Raw genomic sequence first — 19,176 nt, 5'->3', positions numbered from 1 at the left:
TAGTTGAAGAATATTCTTATTAAAGGTGCGGGGATCGCTGGTTTAACCGTTGCTTTTATGTTACAGCAAAAAGGTGCTCGTATTACTGTATCAGCTCCTCGACACTCTCCTATAGGAACGGCAAGTTGGTATGCAGGAGGGATGCTAGCACCTTATTGTGAAAGAGAAAATGCGGAACAAATTGTTGAAGACCTTGGTGTACAAGCCATACAATGGTGGCGCACAACATTTCCAGATCTTGTTACACAAAAAGGGACTTTAGTGGTGGCGCCTACGCGCGATAGAAGAGAACTTGAACGATTTTCACTTCGCACACATCATCATAGAACCATAAACAGCGCAGAAATAACTCATCTTGAACCAGATCTTGCAGAACATTTTAACCATGCACTTTTTTATGAAAGTGAAGCTCATCTTGATCCTCGCAAAGCACTTCTTGCGTTAAAAGAAATTTTGATAAAAAATGGCGCATGTTTTGTTGATGTCGAAACATCTGAAACAGATTTTGATATGATCATTGATGCAACAGGAATAGCACGTTTAGGAAAAGATAAAAATATACGGGGGGTGCGCGGTGAAATGCTGCTCGTACGCAGCAGAGATATTAAACTTTCCCGCCCAATTCGTCTTCTGCATCCACGGTTTCCACTCTATATTGTGCCGAGGCAAGATAATATTTTCATGATTGGCGCAACGATGATTGAAAGTGACTTTGATGGTGCAATCTCTGTGAGATCCATGATGGAATTGCTCAACGCTGCCTATACATTGCACCCTGCTTTTGCCGAAGCAGAAATTATTGAATCCGGTGTTGGGATTCGTCCAGCTTATCCTGATAACTTCCCTTCTGTATACAAATATGGTAATCATATCTCTATTAATGGATTTTATAGACATGGTTTTCTTTTGTCTCCAGAAATGGCAAAACGAGCGATGAAATTGGCATTGGAATAAAACATGCAAATATTTGTTAATGGTGAAACAATTCAAACAGAAACCTCTTTTCTTAGTCTCTTGCTTGTGGAATTGGGCTATGAGGGAGATTGGCTAGCAACTGCTGTTAATGCTGAGGTTATTCCTGTAGAGGCGCGCGACCAATTTATTTTACATGAAGGAGATAAAGTTGAAATTTTAAGCCCAATGCAAGGAGGCTAATATTTATGTTGAATCTTTATGGACGTGAATTCTCATCCCGTCTTATGTTAGGTACAGCGCAATATCCTTCTCCTGCTGTCCTTCGTGATGCTATTCATAAATCGAACACAGAAATTGTAACCGTTTCATTACGCCGAGAAAGTGCGGGTGGAAGACAAGGGGGGCAGTTTTGGCAATTCCTTCAAGAACTCGATATAACGATACTTCCCAATACCGCAGGTTGTTATACTATTAAAGAAGCGGTGACAACAGCCCATTTAGCACGAGATCTCTTTAAAACCTCTTGGATTAAACTCGAAATTATCGGTAATGCAGATACCTTACAACCCAATATTTTTTCTTTAATTGAAGCAGCAAAAATTTTAAACAGTGAAGATTTCAAAATTTTTGCCTACACAACCGATGATCTCATTGTTGCTGAAAAACTCTTAGATGTGGGGTGCCGTGTCATTATGCCTTGGTGTGCCCCTATTGGATCGGCAAAAGGTCCTCATCATACCGATGGGCTGCGTTCTATCCGTGCTTATCTTCCTGATGTTACTCTCGTTGTTGATGCCGGCATTGGACGCCCATCCCATGCTGCTGTTGCTATGGAACTGGGTTATGATGCAGTTCTTCTCAATACCGCAGTTGCGAAAGCAGGTGATCCTGTCTTGATGGCTGAAGCGTTTTCCAAAGCTATTCAAGCAGGACGTATGGGATATAAAGCAGGTATTCTCGAAGCACGTAATGTAGCCGTTCCTTCAACCCCCGTCATTGGTAAAGCAGTATTTTGATGAAATTGGACCCCTTTTACCTCATTGTTGACAATGCTGATTGGATTGAACGCTTGGTTCCTCTTGGTGTTAAACTCATACAATTGCGTATGAAAAACAAAGACCTTCAAACAATCAGGCAACATATCAAGCGCGCAAAAAACATCTGTGATCAATGGAGAGCACAATTAATTGTTAATGATCATTGGACCATCGCCATTGATGAAAAATGCAATTTTATTCATCTTGGGCAAGAAGATCTAAGCAATGCTGATCTTCCTGCAATTCGTAAAAATGGTATAAAATTTGGTCTGAGCACTCATGATGAGCATGAATTGGATATCGCACTTTCTGTTTATCCTGACTATATTGCTCTTGGTCCTATTTATCCGACAATCTTAAAAAAAATGAAATGGATGCCGCAAGGACTAGAAAAAATTAAACAATGGAGAAAGCGGATTGGTGCTTTACCTTTCGTTGGCATTGGTGGTTTAACTCCAGAACGTGCAATAGATGTTTTGAAAGCAGGCGCTAATAGCGCGGCTGTTGTCACCGACATTATCCTCCATAAAAAACCCGAAGAGCGGGTAGAACAATGGCTTAAGGTGACCCAACCATGGCGTTGAGACCTTCTATGCTCATTGTTGCAGGTACTGATCCAACAGGAGGTGCTGGCATTGTTCGTGATATAGAAACAGCTGCATATTTTCATATAAAAGCAAATTTAGCCATCACTTGTGTCAATGTACAAGATGATCACCACGTCGCTGAAATCGTGCCCATGAATGAGAAGCTTATCGCTGCGCAAATGCGCATCGCCTTAGAAGCTAATCCTGTAAGAGCAATAAAAATTGGCATGACAGGAAATCAAGCAATTATAGCAGCAATTTGTAATGTGCTTAAAGATTATCCCCATATTCCAGTCATTCTTGATCCTGTACTGGTTGCCTCATCGGGGGGGAAACTGACAACGGAAAAAATCATAGAAATTATGATCAATCAGCTTCTCCCATATGTGACTCTTTTAACCCCCAATAGAGACGAACTCGCTCTTCTAAGCCAAACCCCACTGGCATCTCATCACGAAGAGACCATACAACAAGCAAAAAAACTTTTGTCATTGGGCGCCCGCTCTATTTTAGTAAAAGGGGGACATGCCGAAGGACCTCTTGCAATTGACAGCTTCATTGACAAAACTGACGTCATCAATATTTCTGCACCACGTTTAAAAGGAACAATGCGTGGAACAGGATGCATTCTCTCAAGTGCCATTGCAGCCCATTTGGCACTCGATGAATCTCTTATTTCAGCTGTCAAAAAAGCAAAAGCATATACCCACACATTGCTTTTAACCCATTGTAAAAATATTTTTTAAATAATATCAGATTATATAAAAGTAATATTTATGTATTTTTGTTCATATAAATAGTATTTATAAATAAAAATCATAAAAATAAATAAGAATATTGTCATTCATACCACTTGCGTTCTGTAGAAAATTCTTTTATTATGGAGAGATTAATCTGTTTAAGAAGCTAAAATCACGCACTTTAAACAAATTGTACATTTAAAAGATGTATATAATCGCAAATATCTGCATTTTATGGTTTATCTTTTCTGTGAAAAGAAAAAATGCTGTCAGCGTTTTTATGCATTAACAAACATATTTATAAAACTTTAAGGATAATTTTGTTTGATCTATAATCATTAGATCATTAGAAAAAGTAAAATGTTAAATCAAACGCCGTGCTCAATTTCCTATGAAGAACTCTTGAACTTTTATAAAGAAAGTGGTGCGGACGCTGCCCTAACTGATTTACCGATTGATCGTTTTAAGCAATCTGCTTCTTCAGAGAAGAAATCAACGCCTGTTGTTAATGCTTCTCATCATCAACAAACATCCTCCAAGACATCTCCAACCGTAAAATTAGATCATCATCCGCTGCATAACTCTAGGATTATACAAAATGAACCTACAGCTGTAGAGATTGCAAGAAGTGCAAAAACACTTGATGAATTAAAGGCTGCTCTCCTTGCATTTAATGGCTGTTCATTAAAATTGACAGCAAAAAATACCTGTTTTTCAGATGGAACAGCAGGAAGCCCCTTGATGCTCATAGGTGAAGCCCCTGGACGAGAAGAGGATATACAAGGAATTCCTTTTGTAGGAAAAGCAGGGATGTTACTGAATAAAATTCTCTCATCAATTGGCTTAACAAGAAATAATGTGTACATCGCCAACACTATTCCTTGGCGTCCACCAGGAAATCGTACACCAACACCAAGAGAAGTTGCCTTGTGCCGCCCTTTTATTGAACGCCACATTTATTTAGCACGCCCTCGTGTGCTTATAGCGCTAGGAGGCGTTGCTGCACAGTTTTTGACCGGATCTCAAAGTGGGATTATCCGAACACGAGGCAAATGGCATATTTATGAAAGCGAGGATAATATAAAAATACCTGTTATGCCAACTTTCCATCCTGCTTACCTTCTTAGAACCCCTAGTCAAAAGAAGCTTACATGGATAGACTTCTTAGAAGTAAAAAATCGCCTCGATAGCCTTTTGTAATTCTTTAATCTTCTTTGGCTCTAAAATTAAATACCTTCTTTAACTCTTAAAATATGAATGGGAGAAACTATGGAACAGCTAACAACACCTATTTATAGTTTGGAAGACTACCAGCCAACCCCTTACGCTATCCCCAAAACACAACTTTCTTTCCAATTGGAACCAACAAAAACCTATGTTACAGCCTTATTGTCTATTGAGCCCCGTCACGATACAAAAGAATTAACACCTCTTGTACTTTCTGGAGATGATCTTACTTTAATTTCTGTTGCAATTAATGATGAGACATTAGCCCCAAACGCTTATAAAGTTACGCCTTCACGTTTAGAAATTATAACGCCACCAACAGTTCCTTTTACATTAAAATTGGTTACAGAAGTGAATCCTGAAAGCAACCGCCAACTTATGGGGCTTTATCTTTCAAATGGTGTTTATTGCACACAATGCGAATCGGAAGGATTTCGTCGTATGACTTATTTCTACGACCGTCCAGATGTTCTTTCTACCTATAAAGTGAAAATTGAAGCAGACTCCCAAACAATCCCAATCTTGCTTTCAAACGGTAATCTTGTGAAAACAGGAACTTTAGAGAATAATCGCCATTTTGCCATTTGGGAAGATCCTTATCCTAAACCATCTTATCTGTTTGCTTTAGTAGGTGGTGATCTTGATAAGTTAGAAGACCATTTTACAACTGTATCTGGACGACGTATCGAGCTTGGTATCTATATGGAAAAAGGAAAAACTAAACGCGCAACCTATGCAATGGATGCTCTCAAACGTTCCATGCGTTGGGATGAACAATGTTTCGGGCGCGAATATGATCTTGATGTTTTCAATATTGTTGCTGTTTCAGACTTTAACATGGGGGCAATGGAAAACAAAGGACTTAACGTTTTTAATGATAAATATGTTCTTGTCGACCCCGAAACAGCAACCGATCAAGACTATAGAAATGTTGAACGCGTCATTGCCCATGAATATTTCCATAATTGGAGCGGTAATCGTATTACCTGTCGCGATTGGTTTCAACTCTGTTTAAAAGAAGGATTTACTGTTTATCGTGATCAGGAATTTTCATCAGATCAAAATATACGCAGCCTACAGCGAATTGAAGATGTAAAAACATTAAAAACGACGCAATTTGCCGAAGATGCCGGACCTCTTGCTCATCCTGTTCGTCCTCGTCAATATAGCCAAATTAATAATTTTTATACCACAACGGTTTATGAAAAAGGTGCTGAAGTTGTTCGCATGATACGGACTATTTTAGGTCCCTCTCTGTTTCGTAAAGGTACTGATCTGTATTTTCAACGTCATGATGGACAAGCCTGTACAATTGAAGATTTTATCGCCTGTTTTGCTGAAATTTCTGGTCGAAACTTCTCTCAATTCATGCTGTGGTATGAACAAGCTGGAACTCCCAACGTAGAAATCGATAGTCATTATAGTGATGGTGTTTTAACAATTCATGCAAAGCAACATATTCCTGCAACCCCACAACAAAATACAAAAAAGCCCATGCTTATCCCTATCGTATTTGGCTTGTTAGGATCTAATGGAGAAAACCTTCCTTATGAAGCGGAAACAGATATTCAATCAGACGCTATGCTGTTGTCCAAGGAAAGCCAAACCTTTACATTAAAGGGACTCCGCGAAAAACCCGTTTTATCACTGCTGCGAGATTTTTCTGCGCCAATCATTCTACAGACACCATTCAATGAAAACGAACTTATTTTTCTTGCACAACATGATGACAATCATATCAATCGCTGGCAATCTCTTAATCAATTAATGACGCAAGTTTTGATTCAAAGCATTCAAGATAAAACACTGACAAAAGCAACACTCCCTTCTGCTTTGCTAAAGCTGATTGAAACGATTATAATAGATGAAAACTTAGAACCTGAATTTCGTGCCTTCTGTTTAAATTTACCTAGTGAAGTGGAGCTTGCTCATACAATCGGTACAAATATTGATCCAGATCGTATTCATTATATCCGCAATCAGTTTTTAGCTTCACTTGCACAAACCCACCAAGAGCTCTTAACAAAATTTTATAGGCAAATGCAAACTCAAGAGCCCTATTCACCAAACACTGTACAAACTGGAAAGCGAGCATTAAAAAATATCATACTGGATTATCTTTCCATTGCTGAAAACAATCCAAATCGTGCTGCAACACAATATGCAACAGCTGATAATATGACTGACCGTATGGCAAGTATTGCTGTTCTCGTAAAGCGTTTTAATAAAAGTGAGCAGACACAAAATGCCTTAAATGATTTTGAAAACCGCTATCGGCATGACCCTTTGGTCATGGATAAATGGTTTTCTATTCAAGCAATGGTTGCTGGCGCAGAAACACTCGAGAATGTTCAAAAGCTCATGCAACATCCGCTGTTTTCAAAGGATAATCCTAATCGTGTACGGTCCCTGATTGGTGTCTTTGCATCTCATAACCCCACAGGCTTCAATAGGATAGATGGAGCATCTTATCATTTTCTTTGCCAAATCATTTTGGAAATTGACAAAAAAAATCCACAGCTTTCTTCACGATTATTAACAATGATGCACTCTTGGCGACAATTAGAACCCATTCGGCAACAAAAACTTGAAACGAAATTAAAAACAATTGCTGCTGCACCAAAATTATCAAGCGATGTCGCTGATATCATCAATCGTCTGCTTACTTAAATAAAAAAATTTTTTAAATCAATATGTTAAAATATTTTTTGAAATAAATTTTATAAACACCTCGATCATCATTAAACCAATAAACAGGCACTCCAGGCCTGTTTATTGGTCGTGTTTCAAATGCCTTTTCCTTTGCATATTCCACATTCATAAAAGTAAAATACTTTTTTTTAAAAAAAGACTGGACAGAAGACTCCTGTTTTGATTCACTGCACTCTCATGGGGTTTACTCATAAAGATCAAAGCAGTTTTAAATCACATTATTCCGGAATTAAAGGAACAAGAGATGGCTAAATTGGACGCATATAATGCGCCAACCGAAATATATGCTGATTCAAAATCAAGCGCTCAAAGTCATAAAGCGCAGACAAAACCTGTTTATCTGCTGTCTGGCTCTGCCTATCAAAAGCTTTTCTTTATTGAACCTTGGTTAAGACGTTCACTTCCATTTGTCATTGTCGCATTTCTTATTGTCCTTGTAGTAATTCGTTTTGTATCAGTCTATGATTGGCGCAATACAATTGATAAAAGCACGCGCTCTACCCTCACTCTCTTAGCTTCTCATATTACCAACACTATTGATCGTGATTTATTGGCTGTTTCTCAGAGAGGAAAAGGCTCTGCCCTTTCTCATAGTCACTTACAAAATATTCTCACCACTTTTCGCAATCACGATTTTATTAATCCCAGCACTCTGATCGCTATTGTTGATCAAAAAGGCAATGTCTTGGCTTCATCCAGTTCAGAGATCATCTTAGAAAAACCTTTGCAAGATTTTATCTCTGATAGCATTGCTTTACAATCTCTTGGACAAGATGCTGGAATTATGAAAATCACAATAGGCAAAGATACCCCTGCTCTTGCTTCATTTCACCAAACAGAAAACGGGCAATATGGCGTATTTATTAGTGAGAAGACGCAAGATAGCGCTATGGAATGGCGCAAATTTTTTTCGCTTAATATAACCCTCTTCATCGGAACAAGCGGTATTATTCTTGTTCTTCTTTATGCTTATTATAATCAACTTTTACGAGCGCGTAAAACAGATCTTGTTTCAGAAAAAATTCAAAACCGCATTGATATGGCAATGATGCGTGGGCGTTGTGGATTATGGGATTGGAATATGGCGAGGGGGCGCGTTTATTGGTCACGAGCAATGTACGAAATGCTTGGCTATATCCCTCAAGATGCATTGCTTTCAATTTCTCAAATTAGCGCCATTATCAATCCAAATGATGCCAATTTTTTTGACCTTGCTCAAGAATTAATGGGAGGCAAAAAAAAGCATATTGATATCAATGTTCCCATGCGTCATGCTGATGGTCATTATGTATGGATGCGACTTCGCGCTGAAGTTACTGAAGAAGAAGAACCCCATTTGGTTGGTATTTCTTTCGACATTAGTGAACAGCAACAACTGGCTGAACAAACAGCGCAAGCCGACCTTCGTATCCGTGATGCAATTGAAAACATTTCAGAATCTTTTGTCTTGTGGGATGCTGAGGGACGTTTAGTCATGTCCAACAGCAAATTTTGTGAATATGCCGCTATTCCTAAACAAATTCTACAATCAGGAATCCAACGTGCAACCGTTGAAGCCATGGCCCGCCCTGCACTCAGTGAATATCCTCTTAAAGATGATGGTACCGGAAACTTAACCAGTATTCGCCAAACGGCAAATGGTTATTGGCTTAAAATTAATGAACGGCGAACTCAAGATGGAGGATTGGTTTGTATTGGTACTGACATTTCTGAGCTTAAACAACAACAGGAAAAATTTGAAGACAGTGAAAGGCGTCTTTTTTCTTTCATTCAAGAACTTAAACGCACGAGAGGGAGTGCTCAACAACGTGCAACAGAAGTTGAAAAACTTAATAAAAGTCTGAAAGAAGAAAAAGAACGTGCCGAAAGTGCCAATAAGGCTAAATCAGAATTTTTAGCCAATATGTCTCATGAATTACGTACTCCATTGAATGCTATTCTCGGCTTTTCAGATATCATGTTACAATCAACTTTTGGTCCCCTTGGTTCAAAACGCTATAAGGAATATATGCATGATATTTACAATTCCGGGACCCATCTTTTAACCCTTATCAATGATATCCTTGATATGTCAAAAATCGAAGCTGGAAGATTTACACTTGATTGTAAAAATACCAATCTTGAACCCATCATTAGTGAAGCAGTACGAACACTAACGCCTCAAGCTCAAGAAAAAAATATTGCTGTTACAACAAATATCACCTCAGAGCTTCATGCTGAAGTTGATGGACGTGCAATGAAACAGATTTTCCTTAATCTCATCTCTAATGCCGTTAAATTTACGCCTTCTGGTGGAAATATTGATGTCTGCGCTTTCAAGAAAAAAAATAACCTTATTTTTAAAATTACAGATACAGGTGTTGGAATTCCACAATCAGCCATCAAAAAACTGGGCCAACCTTTTGAACAAGTTGAAAATCAGCTTACTAAATCGCATACGGGATCGGGTCTTGGATTAGCTATTTCACGCTCCTTGTTAGAACTCCATAAAGGAAAACTTGAAATTACTTCAAAAGAAATGAAAGGAACAACGGTCACGATTATAATGCCCATCACGCAAAGTTAAGTTTGTTTTTAATTCAGCCATTTTGTTCCCGTTGTAGCAGAATTTGTTTCCGTTTCCTCCCCCAACGATACCCTGAGATAAAACCGTTTTTACGCACAACACGATGACAAGGAATGATGACAGCCAATTCATTACGTGCACACGCATGCGCAACAGCACGAAAAGCATTTGGCATCCCTAAACGGCATGCTAATTCCTTATATGAAATTGTTTCACCACACGGTATATCGCATAATGCTGTCCATACTTGCCGCTGGAAAACGGTACCACTTATATCTAAGGGAAAATTATATTGCTTTACCAACTTAGGCGTTTCTATCATGGCTATAATATGAGCAACTTCTCTCTTAAATACATTGTCACCCACAACTTGTTGTGCATCACCAAAGCGTACCATGAACTCCTGGAACAATTGCTCTGCCGTATCTCCTAAGGCGATATGAAAAATCCCTTTTTGAGATTTTCCCACCAAAAGCTTTCCTATGGATACATCTTTCAGACAAAATATTCTTTTTTGGGAAATGTTCAACATCTTAACTTTCTCTATATTGTAAAAAGTTTTGAACATTATCTATAAAATAAAGGGGGAGTATTAACTATCTTTTAAAACCAAACATGATTACCCTGAAATTATCTTCTTCGTTATTGTACTAAAATACACTCCCACTGTTTTATAGAAGGAAACAGATAGAGATTAACTTTCTTCCCACCGTAGAGAACCAAGACTTCGACTAGCGCCGATCTATCAACAATCTAGCTTCTTCTCTCACAGTCTCCAACCCTAACCACTTCAATATGGTTCGCTTCATAAATTCTCCTGATAAGTCCTCAATTGAATTTTATCACATACTCTAACAAAAAATACTTCGTATATCATTTTCATGCCCTATATCGCCCTCTAAACAGCAATATTTTACGGAATAACACAATATGTTTTCCATTTCATTTTATGAAGCCTCATCAAAGCATAATGTTTCATATTTTATTCCCCACAAATGCTTGAATATTCTCATTCTTCAGCGCACACTTATTTTCTCATCAAAGGTTATCCTTTTGATATACTGATAAGGTCACTCAACAAACAACGAAATTTATCTTCAATTTTATGAAAAAAAGCATGGAAAAGGTATTTTAGTGCTTACTTTCTTTGTCACTTAACTTATAAAATAACTGTAGCCTTAAAACTTAAATATTTTTCTTGCCATAATCGCGCACGGATATTTGTCATAGGAAAAAGCCATGCCCAAACGCACAGATATAAAATCCATTCTTATCATCGGAGCAGGACCTATTATCATTGGTCAGGCATGTGAATTTGACTATTCAGGCACGCAAGCTTGTAAAGCATTAAAAGAAGAAGGATACAGAATTATTTTGGTTAATTCTAATCCCGCCACGATTATGACAGATCCAGATCTCGCTGATGCAACGTATATAGAGCCCATTACGCCTGAAATCGTTGCCGAAATTATTGCCCATGAACGCCCCGATGCCCTTTTGCCCACCATGGGAGGGCAAACAGCTCTCAATACCGCTTTATCACTAAAGCGTATGGGTATTTTAGACCGCTATCATGTTGAAATGATAGGGGCCAATGCCGAAGCTATTGATAAAGCGGAAGATCGTGCCTTATTCCGCCAAGCGATGGCAAAAATTGATTTGGAAACACCACGGTCTATGTTAGCCAATGCAACAGAACTAAAAGAAGAAAATCGTCAACAACACGCAAAAACGCGTGCTGAACTTAAAGAAAAGCTTTCTGGTGCAGCCCTTGAAAAAGCCCTCGAAGAACTTGAACGCAACTGGCGGCATACCGAAGCTGATCGCAAACAACATTATATCGCCCATGCAACAGCAAAAGCAGTTCAAGCGCTTGATGTTGTTGGGCTTCCAGCTATTATTCGTCCTTCATTTACCCTTGGTGGAACTGGAGGTGGAATTGCGTATAATCGCTCTGAATTTTATGAAATTATTGAACGGGGGCTTGAAGCTTCTCCTACAACAGAAGTTCTCATTGAAGAAAGTGTTTTAGGGTGGAAAGAATATGAGATGGAAGTTGTTCGTGATAAGAACGACAACTGTATCATTGTTTGTTCTATTGAAAACATTGATCCGATGGGGATTCATACCGGTGATTCGATCACTGTAGCCCCTGCTCTCACCTTAACCGATAAAGAATATCAATGTATGCGCAATGCTTCGATTGCTGTCTTGCGTGAAATTGGTGTTGAAACGGGAGGGTCCAATGTACAGTTTGCTGTCAATCCCGAAAATGGGCGTCTCATTGTTATTGAAATGAATCCGCGTGTTTCTCGCTCTTCAGCGCTTGCCTCAAAAGCAACGGGTTTTCCTATTGCTAAGATAGCAGCAAAACTTGCCGTTGGCTATACACTTGATGAATTAAAAAATGATATCACAGGTGGTGCAATACCAGCATCATTTGAGCCTTCTATTGACTATATCGTGACAAAAATTCCTCGTTTTGCTTTCGAAAAGTTTCCTGGGGCATCACCTATTCTGACGACTGCTATGAAATCTGTAGGAGAGGTCATGGCTATTGGACGCACTTTTCAAGAGTCATTACAAAAAGCACTCCGTGGACTTGAAACAGGACTTACTGGTCTTGATGAAATTGTCATTCCAGAACATGCTGAAGGGGATGAAAAAAATTCTATACGTTCAGCTATTGCCATACCAAGCCCTGACCGTCTGCGCTATATTGCTCAAGCCATGCGTGCGGGTTTGCCCTTAAATGAAATTCACCAAATCAGTAAAATTGACCCATGGTTTTTAGAACAAATCGTCTCCATCATTGAAATGGAACAGCGTATCCGCGTCCATGGGTTACCCCAAGACGCAGATAACTTACGTATGTTAAAAGCTATGGGATTCTCAGATGCGCGATTAGCCACTCTTACCGGACAAAACCCCAATGATATCGCCGCTTTGCGCAAATCACTGGATGTTAAACAAGTCTTCAAACGGATTGACACTTGTGCCGCTGAATTCTCTTCTCCTACAGCCTATATGTATTCAACATATGAAGTTCCCTTTGCCGGTGTCCAACACTCAGAAACACACGTTTCTGAACGCAAAAAAATTGCTATTCTAGGTGGTGGTCCAAACCGCATTGGGCAAGGGATCGAATTTGATTACTGTTGCTGCCATGCGGCTTTTGCCCTGCATGATGCAGGTTTTGAAGCGATTATGATTAACTGCAACCCTGAAACCGTTTCAACTGACTATGATACCTCTGATCGTCTTTACTTTGAATCTTTAACAACAGAAGATGTTATCGCTATTTTAGAAGCAGAACAGGAAAAAGGCGAACTCGTTGGAGTCATCGTTCAATTTGGCGGACAAACGCCATTGAAATTGGCAAGCACTCTTGAAAAACACAACATTCCCATCTTAGGGACTTCACCTGATGCTATCGATCTAGCAGAAGATAGAGATCGCTTTCAAAAGCTATTATTTAAACTTAACTTAACACAACCTCAAAATGGTATTGCTCACTCCATCGAACAAGCGCGCCTCATCGCCCATGAACTAGGATTCCCACTCGTTGTACGTCCCTCTTATGTTTTAGGAGGGCGTGCTATGCAAATTATCCGTGATGAACGAAGCTTGCAAAATTATTTACTTGAAAGTGTTCCTGAATTAATTCCAGAAGATATCAAAGCACGTTATCCCAACGACAAAACAGGCCAAATCAATATATTGCTTGGTAAAAATCCACTTCTCTTTGACACCTATCTAACAGAAGCCATTGAAGTAGACATTGATTGTCTGTGTGATGGTGAAGAAACTCTGATCGTAGGAATTATGGAACATATTGAAGAAGCAGGAATCCACTCTGGTGATTCAGCATGTTCTTTACCAGTCCATACGCTCTCACATAGCATCGTCGCTGAATTAGAGCGCCAAACCAAAGCATTAGCACAAGCACTTCATGTTCGTGGCTTAATGAATGTACAATATGCCATTAAAGATGACACCATTTATGTCTTAGAAGTCAATCCCCGTGCTTCGCGGACGGTTCCATTTGTTGCAAAAACAATTGGTCGCCCTATTGCTAAGATGGCTGCACGTATTATGGCAGGAGAAACGCTGCACAATGTTCTCCAAGCTTATGGTGGATTACCTTCTTCGCAGAAAAAACAACATATTGCCGTCAAAGAAGCCGTGTTTCCTTTTGCCCGTTTTTCAGGTGTTGATACACTGCTTGGTCCAGAAATGCGCTCAACCGGTGAAGTTATGGGACTTGACTATGAATTTGCGCTTGCTTTTGCTAAAGCGCAACTTGGAGCTGGTGTCAAACTCCCTAAGGAGGGAACTTTATTCGTTTCTGTAAGAGATGAAGACAAAAAACGTATCTTAAATCCTGTAAAACGTTTAACAGAGCTTGGCTTTTCTGTTGTTGCAACAAGTGGAACACAAAAGTTTCTCACCGAACATCATGTTGAAGCAAAAAAAATCAACAAAGTTTTAGAAGGACACCCGCATATTGAAGATGCTATTCGTAATCGCCAAATTCAATTGATTTTTAATACAACCAGTACAGCCAGTGCCATCTCAGACTCCAAATCATTACGCTATGCCGCACTTATGCAAAATGTCCCCTATTATACAACAATAGCGGGTACCGAAGCCGTCGTAGAAGCAATCAAAGCACTCAAAAGTAAGCGCCTTGAAGTACGTTCTCTGCAAAGTTATTTCAGTTGAATTTTTTGCTAGGCACAAAAGCATATGCTTTTTCGATTTCTCCTTTGTATAAAAAGCAAGATTTAATAGTAATTAGAGCTTGCTTTTTATTCCAAAAGTTTTTATATAGCTCCTATCGAATTTTCGGTTATGTGACTTTCTTTCCTGTGCGTTCTGCACTTTTGACGAAACCTCTCCACCTAATTTCGATCTACAATCGTATTGAAGAATTATAGCTTCAGTATACAATATAATTATATATCTAAGGAGTTTCCTATGTCTACAGGAACAGTTAAGTGGTTTAATACAACAAAAGGTTTCGGCTTCATTCAGCCTAGTGATGGCAGTGCAGATGTATTTGTACATATTTCCGCTGTTGAGCGTTCTGGTTTAAGCAATCTTAATGAAGGGCAAAAAATTTCTTATGATGTTCTTCAAGATCGTCGTTCAGGAAAATTTGCCGCTGGAAACCTTGCAGCTCTTTAAAGTTTAAATTCTGCAATATTTCATTTAAAAATCTTCGTCTATAACGACGGAGATTTTTTTATTTTGTAGAAAGCAAAATTGACCTGGATAAGAGAAAATATTGCTTATTTATTTTACCACAATTTATAAAGGTATTCCCGATCCTTCCTCTAAAAATTTTATAATCTTTAAGAAAAAAATTCCTTGTTAAAATTCTCAAAAAACAACACTATTAAAATCTGTGTCAAAGTGTTTTAAAACTTTTTTATTGCATACAATATAATCTCTTATAGAATGCCCTTAAAGCAATAATTATTTGTTGATATACTATAAGGATTTTAAATTATGGCTTTTATTGCCGACAAACTGTCTCGTATTAAACCCTCTGCAACAATTGCTGCTTCTCAAAAGGCCCGTCACTTAAAAACATTAGGGCGAGATGTTATTGCTTTAAGTGCTGGAGAACCAAATTTTGATACACCAGACAACATCAAAAACGCAGCCATTGAAGCCATTCGAAGGGGAGAAACAAAATACCCCCCTATATCTGGAATTCCAGAATTGCGCCAAGCAATTTCTGCAAAATTTAAAAGAGAAAATAACCTTCTTTACCAACCAGAACAAATTATTGTTGGTACCGGTGGAAAACAAATTCTCTTTAATGCATTGATGGCAACTTTGAACAAAGGAGATGAAGTCATCATTCCATCCCCTTATTGGGTGAGTTATCCAGAAATGGTCGCACTTAACGAGGGTACGCCTGTCTTTTTAGAAACAAAAGCTGAATTTTCTTATAAACTCCAACCACAAGAGCTAGAAGCTGCTATTACCCCAAAAACCAAATGGTTTATCTTTAACTCTCCTTCAAACCCATCGGGGGCTGCTTATACATATAATGAATTGAAAAAACTCACGGATGTTTTGGTAAGATTTCCTCATGTCTATATCCTTTCCGATGATATATATGAACATCTCACGTATGAAGATTTTACCTTCGTGACCCCTGCTCAAGTAGAACCAGTGCTTTATGAGCGTACACTCACAATGAATGGCGTTTCCAAAGCCTATGCAATGACGGGTTGGAGAATTGGTTATGCAGGTGGTCCACAAGAACTTATTAAAGCTATGGATACCATTCAAGGTCAGCAAACATCTGGCACAAGTGTTATTTCACAATGGGCTGCTGTTGAAGCACTCAATGGGCCTCAAGACTTTATCGCTAAAAATAAAAGTATTTTTCAAGCGCGCCGTGATCTTGTTGTCTCCATGCTAAATCAAACTCCTGGCATTCATTGTCCAACACCTGAAGGTGCTTTTTATGTTTATCCTTCTTGCGCAGGACTTATTGGCAAAAAAGCACCAAACGGCCAATACATTAGAAATGATGAAGACTTTGCTATAGCACTTTTAGAAACAGAAGCTGTTGCTGTTGTCCAAGGGTCTGCTTTTGGACTTGGATCAGCTTTTCGTATTTCTTATGCAACATCAGAAAAATTACTTGAAGAAGCTTGCACCCGTATCCAGCGCTTTTGCAACAGCTTAATTTAAAATTTTTAACATCATCTCTTGTGATTGTTTTTTGCAAAATGTCAATTTATCTGACAAAATATCAAAAGATGTGAGGACAAAGCCTATCAATTCAGTAAAAATATTCATAAATAAACATAACAAAAAAATAGAGGCTTCCTATAAAGATCAAAAAAACCAGCATCAAATAGATGAATCAGTCTATCGTTATGAGAGATGAAAACTTTTTTTCTCTATTGGAAATATAAATTTAAAGGTTAATAGAAAAATTTAAATTAAGAAATTGCTTTATTAGTCCTCTCTTTACTTAAGAAAGGGCAATGTATTTATTGTTGTAAATATAGGATAAAAAACGGCGTTTCACATAAAATGTTTATGTCTTATTTTGTCTTAATTTATAGTCAAGAGCATTCTTCTCGCGAATTTTAGGTAAATTATAATCAATGTTTTTTCATATCAGAGAGATTTCTAGAAAAGAGATATCTTTATACTTTAAAAAATTTAGCTGTTTTTATCGTTTTTGAATGTATGTCTCCTATAAGAGATTATAAACCAAAGCCTCTCACGCAAAGTGTACATTGTATAATATTTCCCCCCAAAAATTTGAAAATCTATAGAGGTCTTTTACCCTCCTATAGAAATGAACTGATTTTAATTTTGTATCTCTTTATTTTTTCTAAGTGAAATACAAATCATATTCTGTTGTATCGTCACGTTAAGTTATAATAAATGATATATAGAAGAATATTGATTTATAATAATTCATTGATTCTTAAATTGAATTATCCCCTTATAAGATTCTCTTATTTTAAATCTGCCTATCTGAAGCCCCTCAATAGCATTTTCTTACATATCACAAGCAGAGTTGATGTCTTGATAAAACACTCAAAAAAAGGAGAAAAATACCTCCCTCTCTCAAATGCAAAGACTACGCAATTATTGAAAGCTGATAAAAAATGATAATGCTTAACCTGCTTTTTCATGAATGTAAAAATAATTGTACAGCAAATCTTATATCATTTTTTCAAAACTTTTACGTGATACTATTCACAGATATCAGAAAGCTTAAGCACACTGAAAAATATTTCCTAAAAAAGCACCCGAATTGATAAAATTCGCCTTTTCTATCCAATTTATAACACTAAGAAAGACCTCAATATTCACCTCATACTCTCATAAAAAATACTTCAATCTATTAAAATTTTATATGCTTTACATCTCGTCCCTAAAGGCAGTGCTTTTATGGTATAATAGAATAAAGATCTCTCAAATTCCTCGTTGAACTTTATTATACTTGGAAAAATTTCTAGGCATTCTTTTAGGAATAAAAAAAGCCGGACAAATGTCCGGCAAATCTGGAAAATCCTCAGAGATAAAATCAATCTGAAAGACCTTCGTAAGGGAACACTCAAGAAAATGCAATGGGAGGCAACATAATCAAGAGATAGCATTTTATGTCATTTTATAAGCAGAAGCACAATGAAGACTTAAGCGTATCTGCTATGCAATAAACACATAGCTTTAATTTCCCCTCAATCTTGGACCTCTCTTTTTAATTAAATAGAAAGAAATCAGTCTCATACGATTGTCCAATTTTCAATGTTATAATAACCTTCACATTTGAGAGCATTCATAAAAGACATTTTATCCCTTTCTGCAAAAATGCTTATCCACACAAATGGCTTTCATCATGTGTAAAATGATTTTGGTAATCTCATAAGGATCATCGGTTGTTTCAGCGAGGCAGTCCCATAAACTAGAGTGAGCCCCATGCGTACAAGCGTCAAGTTTATTTTTTTATACACTTTGACATACAACTATTAGCAAAATAGCCATGATCTCTCACAAAAAATCATTGTGAAACAGCAAACGCGCTTGTTTCAAAATTTCTAATACCTCTAGTGATAAAGACACGCAAAATTCTGTTTATAGTATCAGATGACCTTGCATATTTTCAAACCAAGGACGGTCAGGATATCACCCTCAACCTAATTTTTACGCGTGTGACATAAGGGAAAAGAATACCCCCTGTAAGAATAAGCAAATGCAAAGTCTGTTGTGTTAGGGCTGTTATGTGAAAAATTATTTTGTAAAAAATCGAAATATCTCTCCAATCCATTGCCGACATATTTTTGTTTTATAATGTTTTATCCCTAAGAAAATTCGTGCTTGTTTTACTGCTCGTCAAACAACATCCCAATCTAACGCCACAGCATATGTGAGACAAATATTAAGATAGTTCAGAGCCTTACAAGCTGTATTAGCTTTTATAGGCTAGATGGAAGTGAATGTATTTCTGTTCTGTGTAATTTCTGAAAAGGGGAGGCCGCCTAATTTAGGCAAAATATGAAGTTTTAAAGGTAAAAGATCAACTTCCATCTTTATCATCACCTTTTAGTTCAGCTTTTAAACTTGCAAAAGTCTTTAGAAAAATATCCTTTAAATAATAGAGATCGCTTATTACCTTACGCTTTTGTTTATCGCGTTCTTCAATAGAGTCACAACCTTCACCTTTCACGTAGAACAGATTGCCGCCCAGTTGCATACTCACGCGCTCGTTTTAAAAAGAGATATCTCTCTCAAGGCACCCCCCATCTCGCAATGGTTCCTTATGAATATTATAACGATAAAACCATTTTTCCCTCCATCTTTATACTTAATAAAAGAGTAAGCCAGCACATCACACAGCTCTTCCC

General features: G+C 37.8%; 13 protein-coding genes. 11 read left to right on the top strand and 2 right to left on the bottom strand.

What is annotated here, in order from left to right; genetic code table 11:
- Window positions 1–3 precede the first annotated feature (3 nt).
- The 8 genes from CEV08_RS01260 to CEV08_RS01225 all read left to right on the top strand — a co-directional run bounded on the left by CEV08_RS01260 (window position 4) and on the right by CEV08_RS01225 (window position 9,784).
- Window positions 4–954: an FAD-dependent oxidoreductase gene (locus CEV08_RS01260; protein ID WP_100129979.1), complete on the top strand. Its 951-nt coding sequence runs from the start codon at window positions 4–6 to the stop codon at window positions 952–954.
- Window positions 955–957: 3 nt separating this feature from the next.
- Window positions 958–1,155: a sulfur carrier protein ThiS gene (gene thiS, locus CEV08_RS01255; protein WP_100129978.1), complete on the top strand. Its 198-nt coding sequence runs from the start codon at window positions 958–960 to the stop codon at window positions 1,153–1,155.
- A gap of 5 nt (window positions 1,156–1,160) precedes the next feature.
- Complete coding sequence (locus CEV08_RS01250; protein ID WP_100129977.1) at window positions 1,161–1,931, top strand: thiazole synthase; 771 nt, start codon at window positions 1,161–1,163, stop codon at window positions 1,929–1,931.
- On the top strand, window positions 1,931–2,536 hold the full coding sequence (locus CEV08_RS01245) for a thiamine phosphate synthase (RefSeq protein WP_100129976.1): 606 nt from the start codon (window positions 1,931–1,933) through the stop codon (window positions 2,534–2,536). The genes CEV08_RS01250 and CEV08_RS01245 overlap by 1 nt, the downstream gene beginning before the upstream one ends.
- On the top strand, window positions 2,527–3,285 hold the full coding sequence (locus CEV08_RS01240) for a hydroxymethylpyrimidine/phosphomethylpyrimidine kinase (protein WP_100129975.1): 759 nt from the start codon (window positions 2,527–2,529) through the stop codon (window positions 3,283–3,285). Before CEV08_RS01245 ends, CEV08_RS01240 begins: the two co-directional genes overlap by 10 nt.
- Before the next feature lie 354 nt (window positions 3,286–3,639).
- Window positions 3,640–4,479: a uracil-DNA glycosylase gene (locus tag CEV08_RS01235; protein ID WP_100129974.1), complete on the top strand. Its 840-nt coding sequence runs from the start codon at window positions 3,640–3,642 to the stop codon at window positions 4,477–4,479.
- Between the two features lie 69 nt (window positions 4,480–4,548).
- The gene (gene pepN / locus CEV08_RS01230) at window positions 4,549–7,176 is read left to right on the top strand and encodes an aminopeptidase N (protein ID WP_100129973.1); all 2,628 of its coding nucleotides are present in this window, start codon (window positions 4,549–4,551) and stop codon (window positions 7,174–7,176) included.
- 286 nt (window positions 7,177–7,462) lie between these two features.
- The gene (locus tag CEV08_RS01225; protein WP_100129972.1) at window positions 7,463–9,784 is read left to right on the top strand and encodes a sensor histidine kinase; all 2,322 of its coding nucleotides are present in this window, start codon (window positions 7,463–7,465) and stop codon (window positions 9,782–9,784) included.
- A 13-nt stretch (window positions 9,785–9,797) separates the two neighbouring features.
- Here the strand turns inward: CEV08_RS01225 and CEV08_RS01220 are convergent, their stop codons facing one another.
- Complete coding sequence (locus tag CEV08_RS01220) at window positions 9,798–10,316, bottom strand: methylated-DNA--[protein]-cysteine S-methyltransferase (RefSeq protein WP_100129971.1); 519 nt, start codon at window positions 10,314–10,316, stop codon at window positions 9,798–9,800.
- A gap of 707 nt (window positions 10,317–11,023) precedes the next feature.
- On the opposite strand from CEV08_RS01220, the gene carB reads away from it, so the two are divergent.
- The 3 genes from carB (at window position 11,024) to CEV08_RS01205 (ending at window position 16,501) form a co-directional block, all read left to right on the top strand.
- Entirely contained in the window at window positions 11,024–14,509 is a 3,486-nt protein-coding gene (carB, locus tag CEV08_RS01215) for a carbamoyl-phosphate synthase large subunit (protein ID WP_100129970.1), read from the top strand.
- A gap of 255 nt (window positions 14,510–14,764) precedes the next feature.
- A complete protein-coding gene (locus tag CEV08_RS01210) occupies window positions 14,765–14,974 on the top strand; it encodes a cold-shock protein (protein ID WP_100128310.1) in 210 nt (69 codons plus the stop codon).
- 324 nt (window positions 14,975–15,298) lie between these two features.
- A complete protein-coding gene (locus CEV08_RS01205) occupies window positions 15,299–16,501 on the top strand; it encodes a pyridoxal phosphate-dependent aminotransferase (protein ID WP_100129969.1) in 1,203 nt (400 codons plus the stop codon).
- Between the two features lie 2,347 nt (window positions 16,502–18,848).
- Here the strand turns inward: CEV08_RS01205 and CEV08_RS09765 are convergent.
- Entirely contained in the window at window positions 18,849–18,998 is a 150-nt protein-coding gene (locus tag CEV08_RS09765; RefSeq protein ID WP_245407011.1) for a hypothetical protein, read from the bottom strand.
- Between the last annotated feature and the right edge of the window lie 178 nt (window positions 18,999–19,176).

The sequence above is a fragment of the Bartonella tribocorum genome, assembly GCF_002778015.1.
GTDB lineage: Bacteria > Pseudomonadota > Alphaproteobacteria > Rhizobiales > Rhizobiaceae > Bartonella > Bartonella tribocorum_B.
The sequence above is the reverse complement of the archived record's forward strand: the minus strand, read 5'-3'. Positions and strand labels throughout refer to the sequence as shown.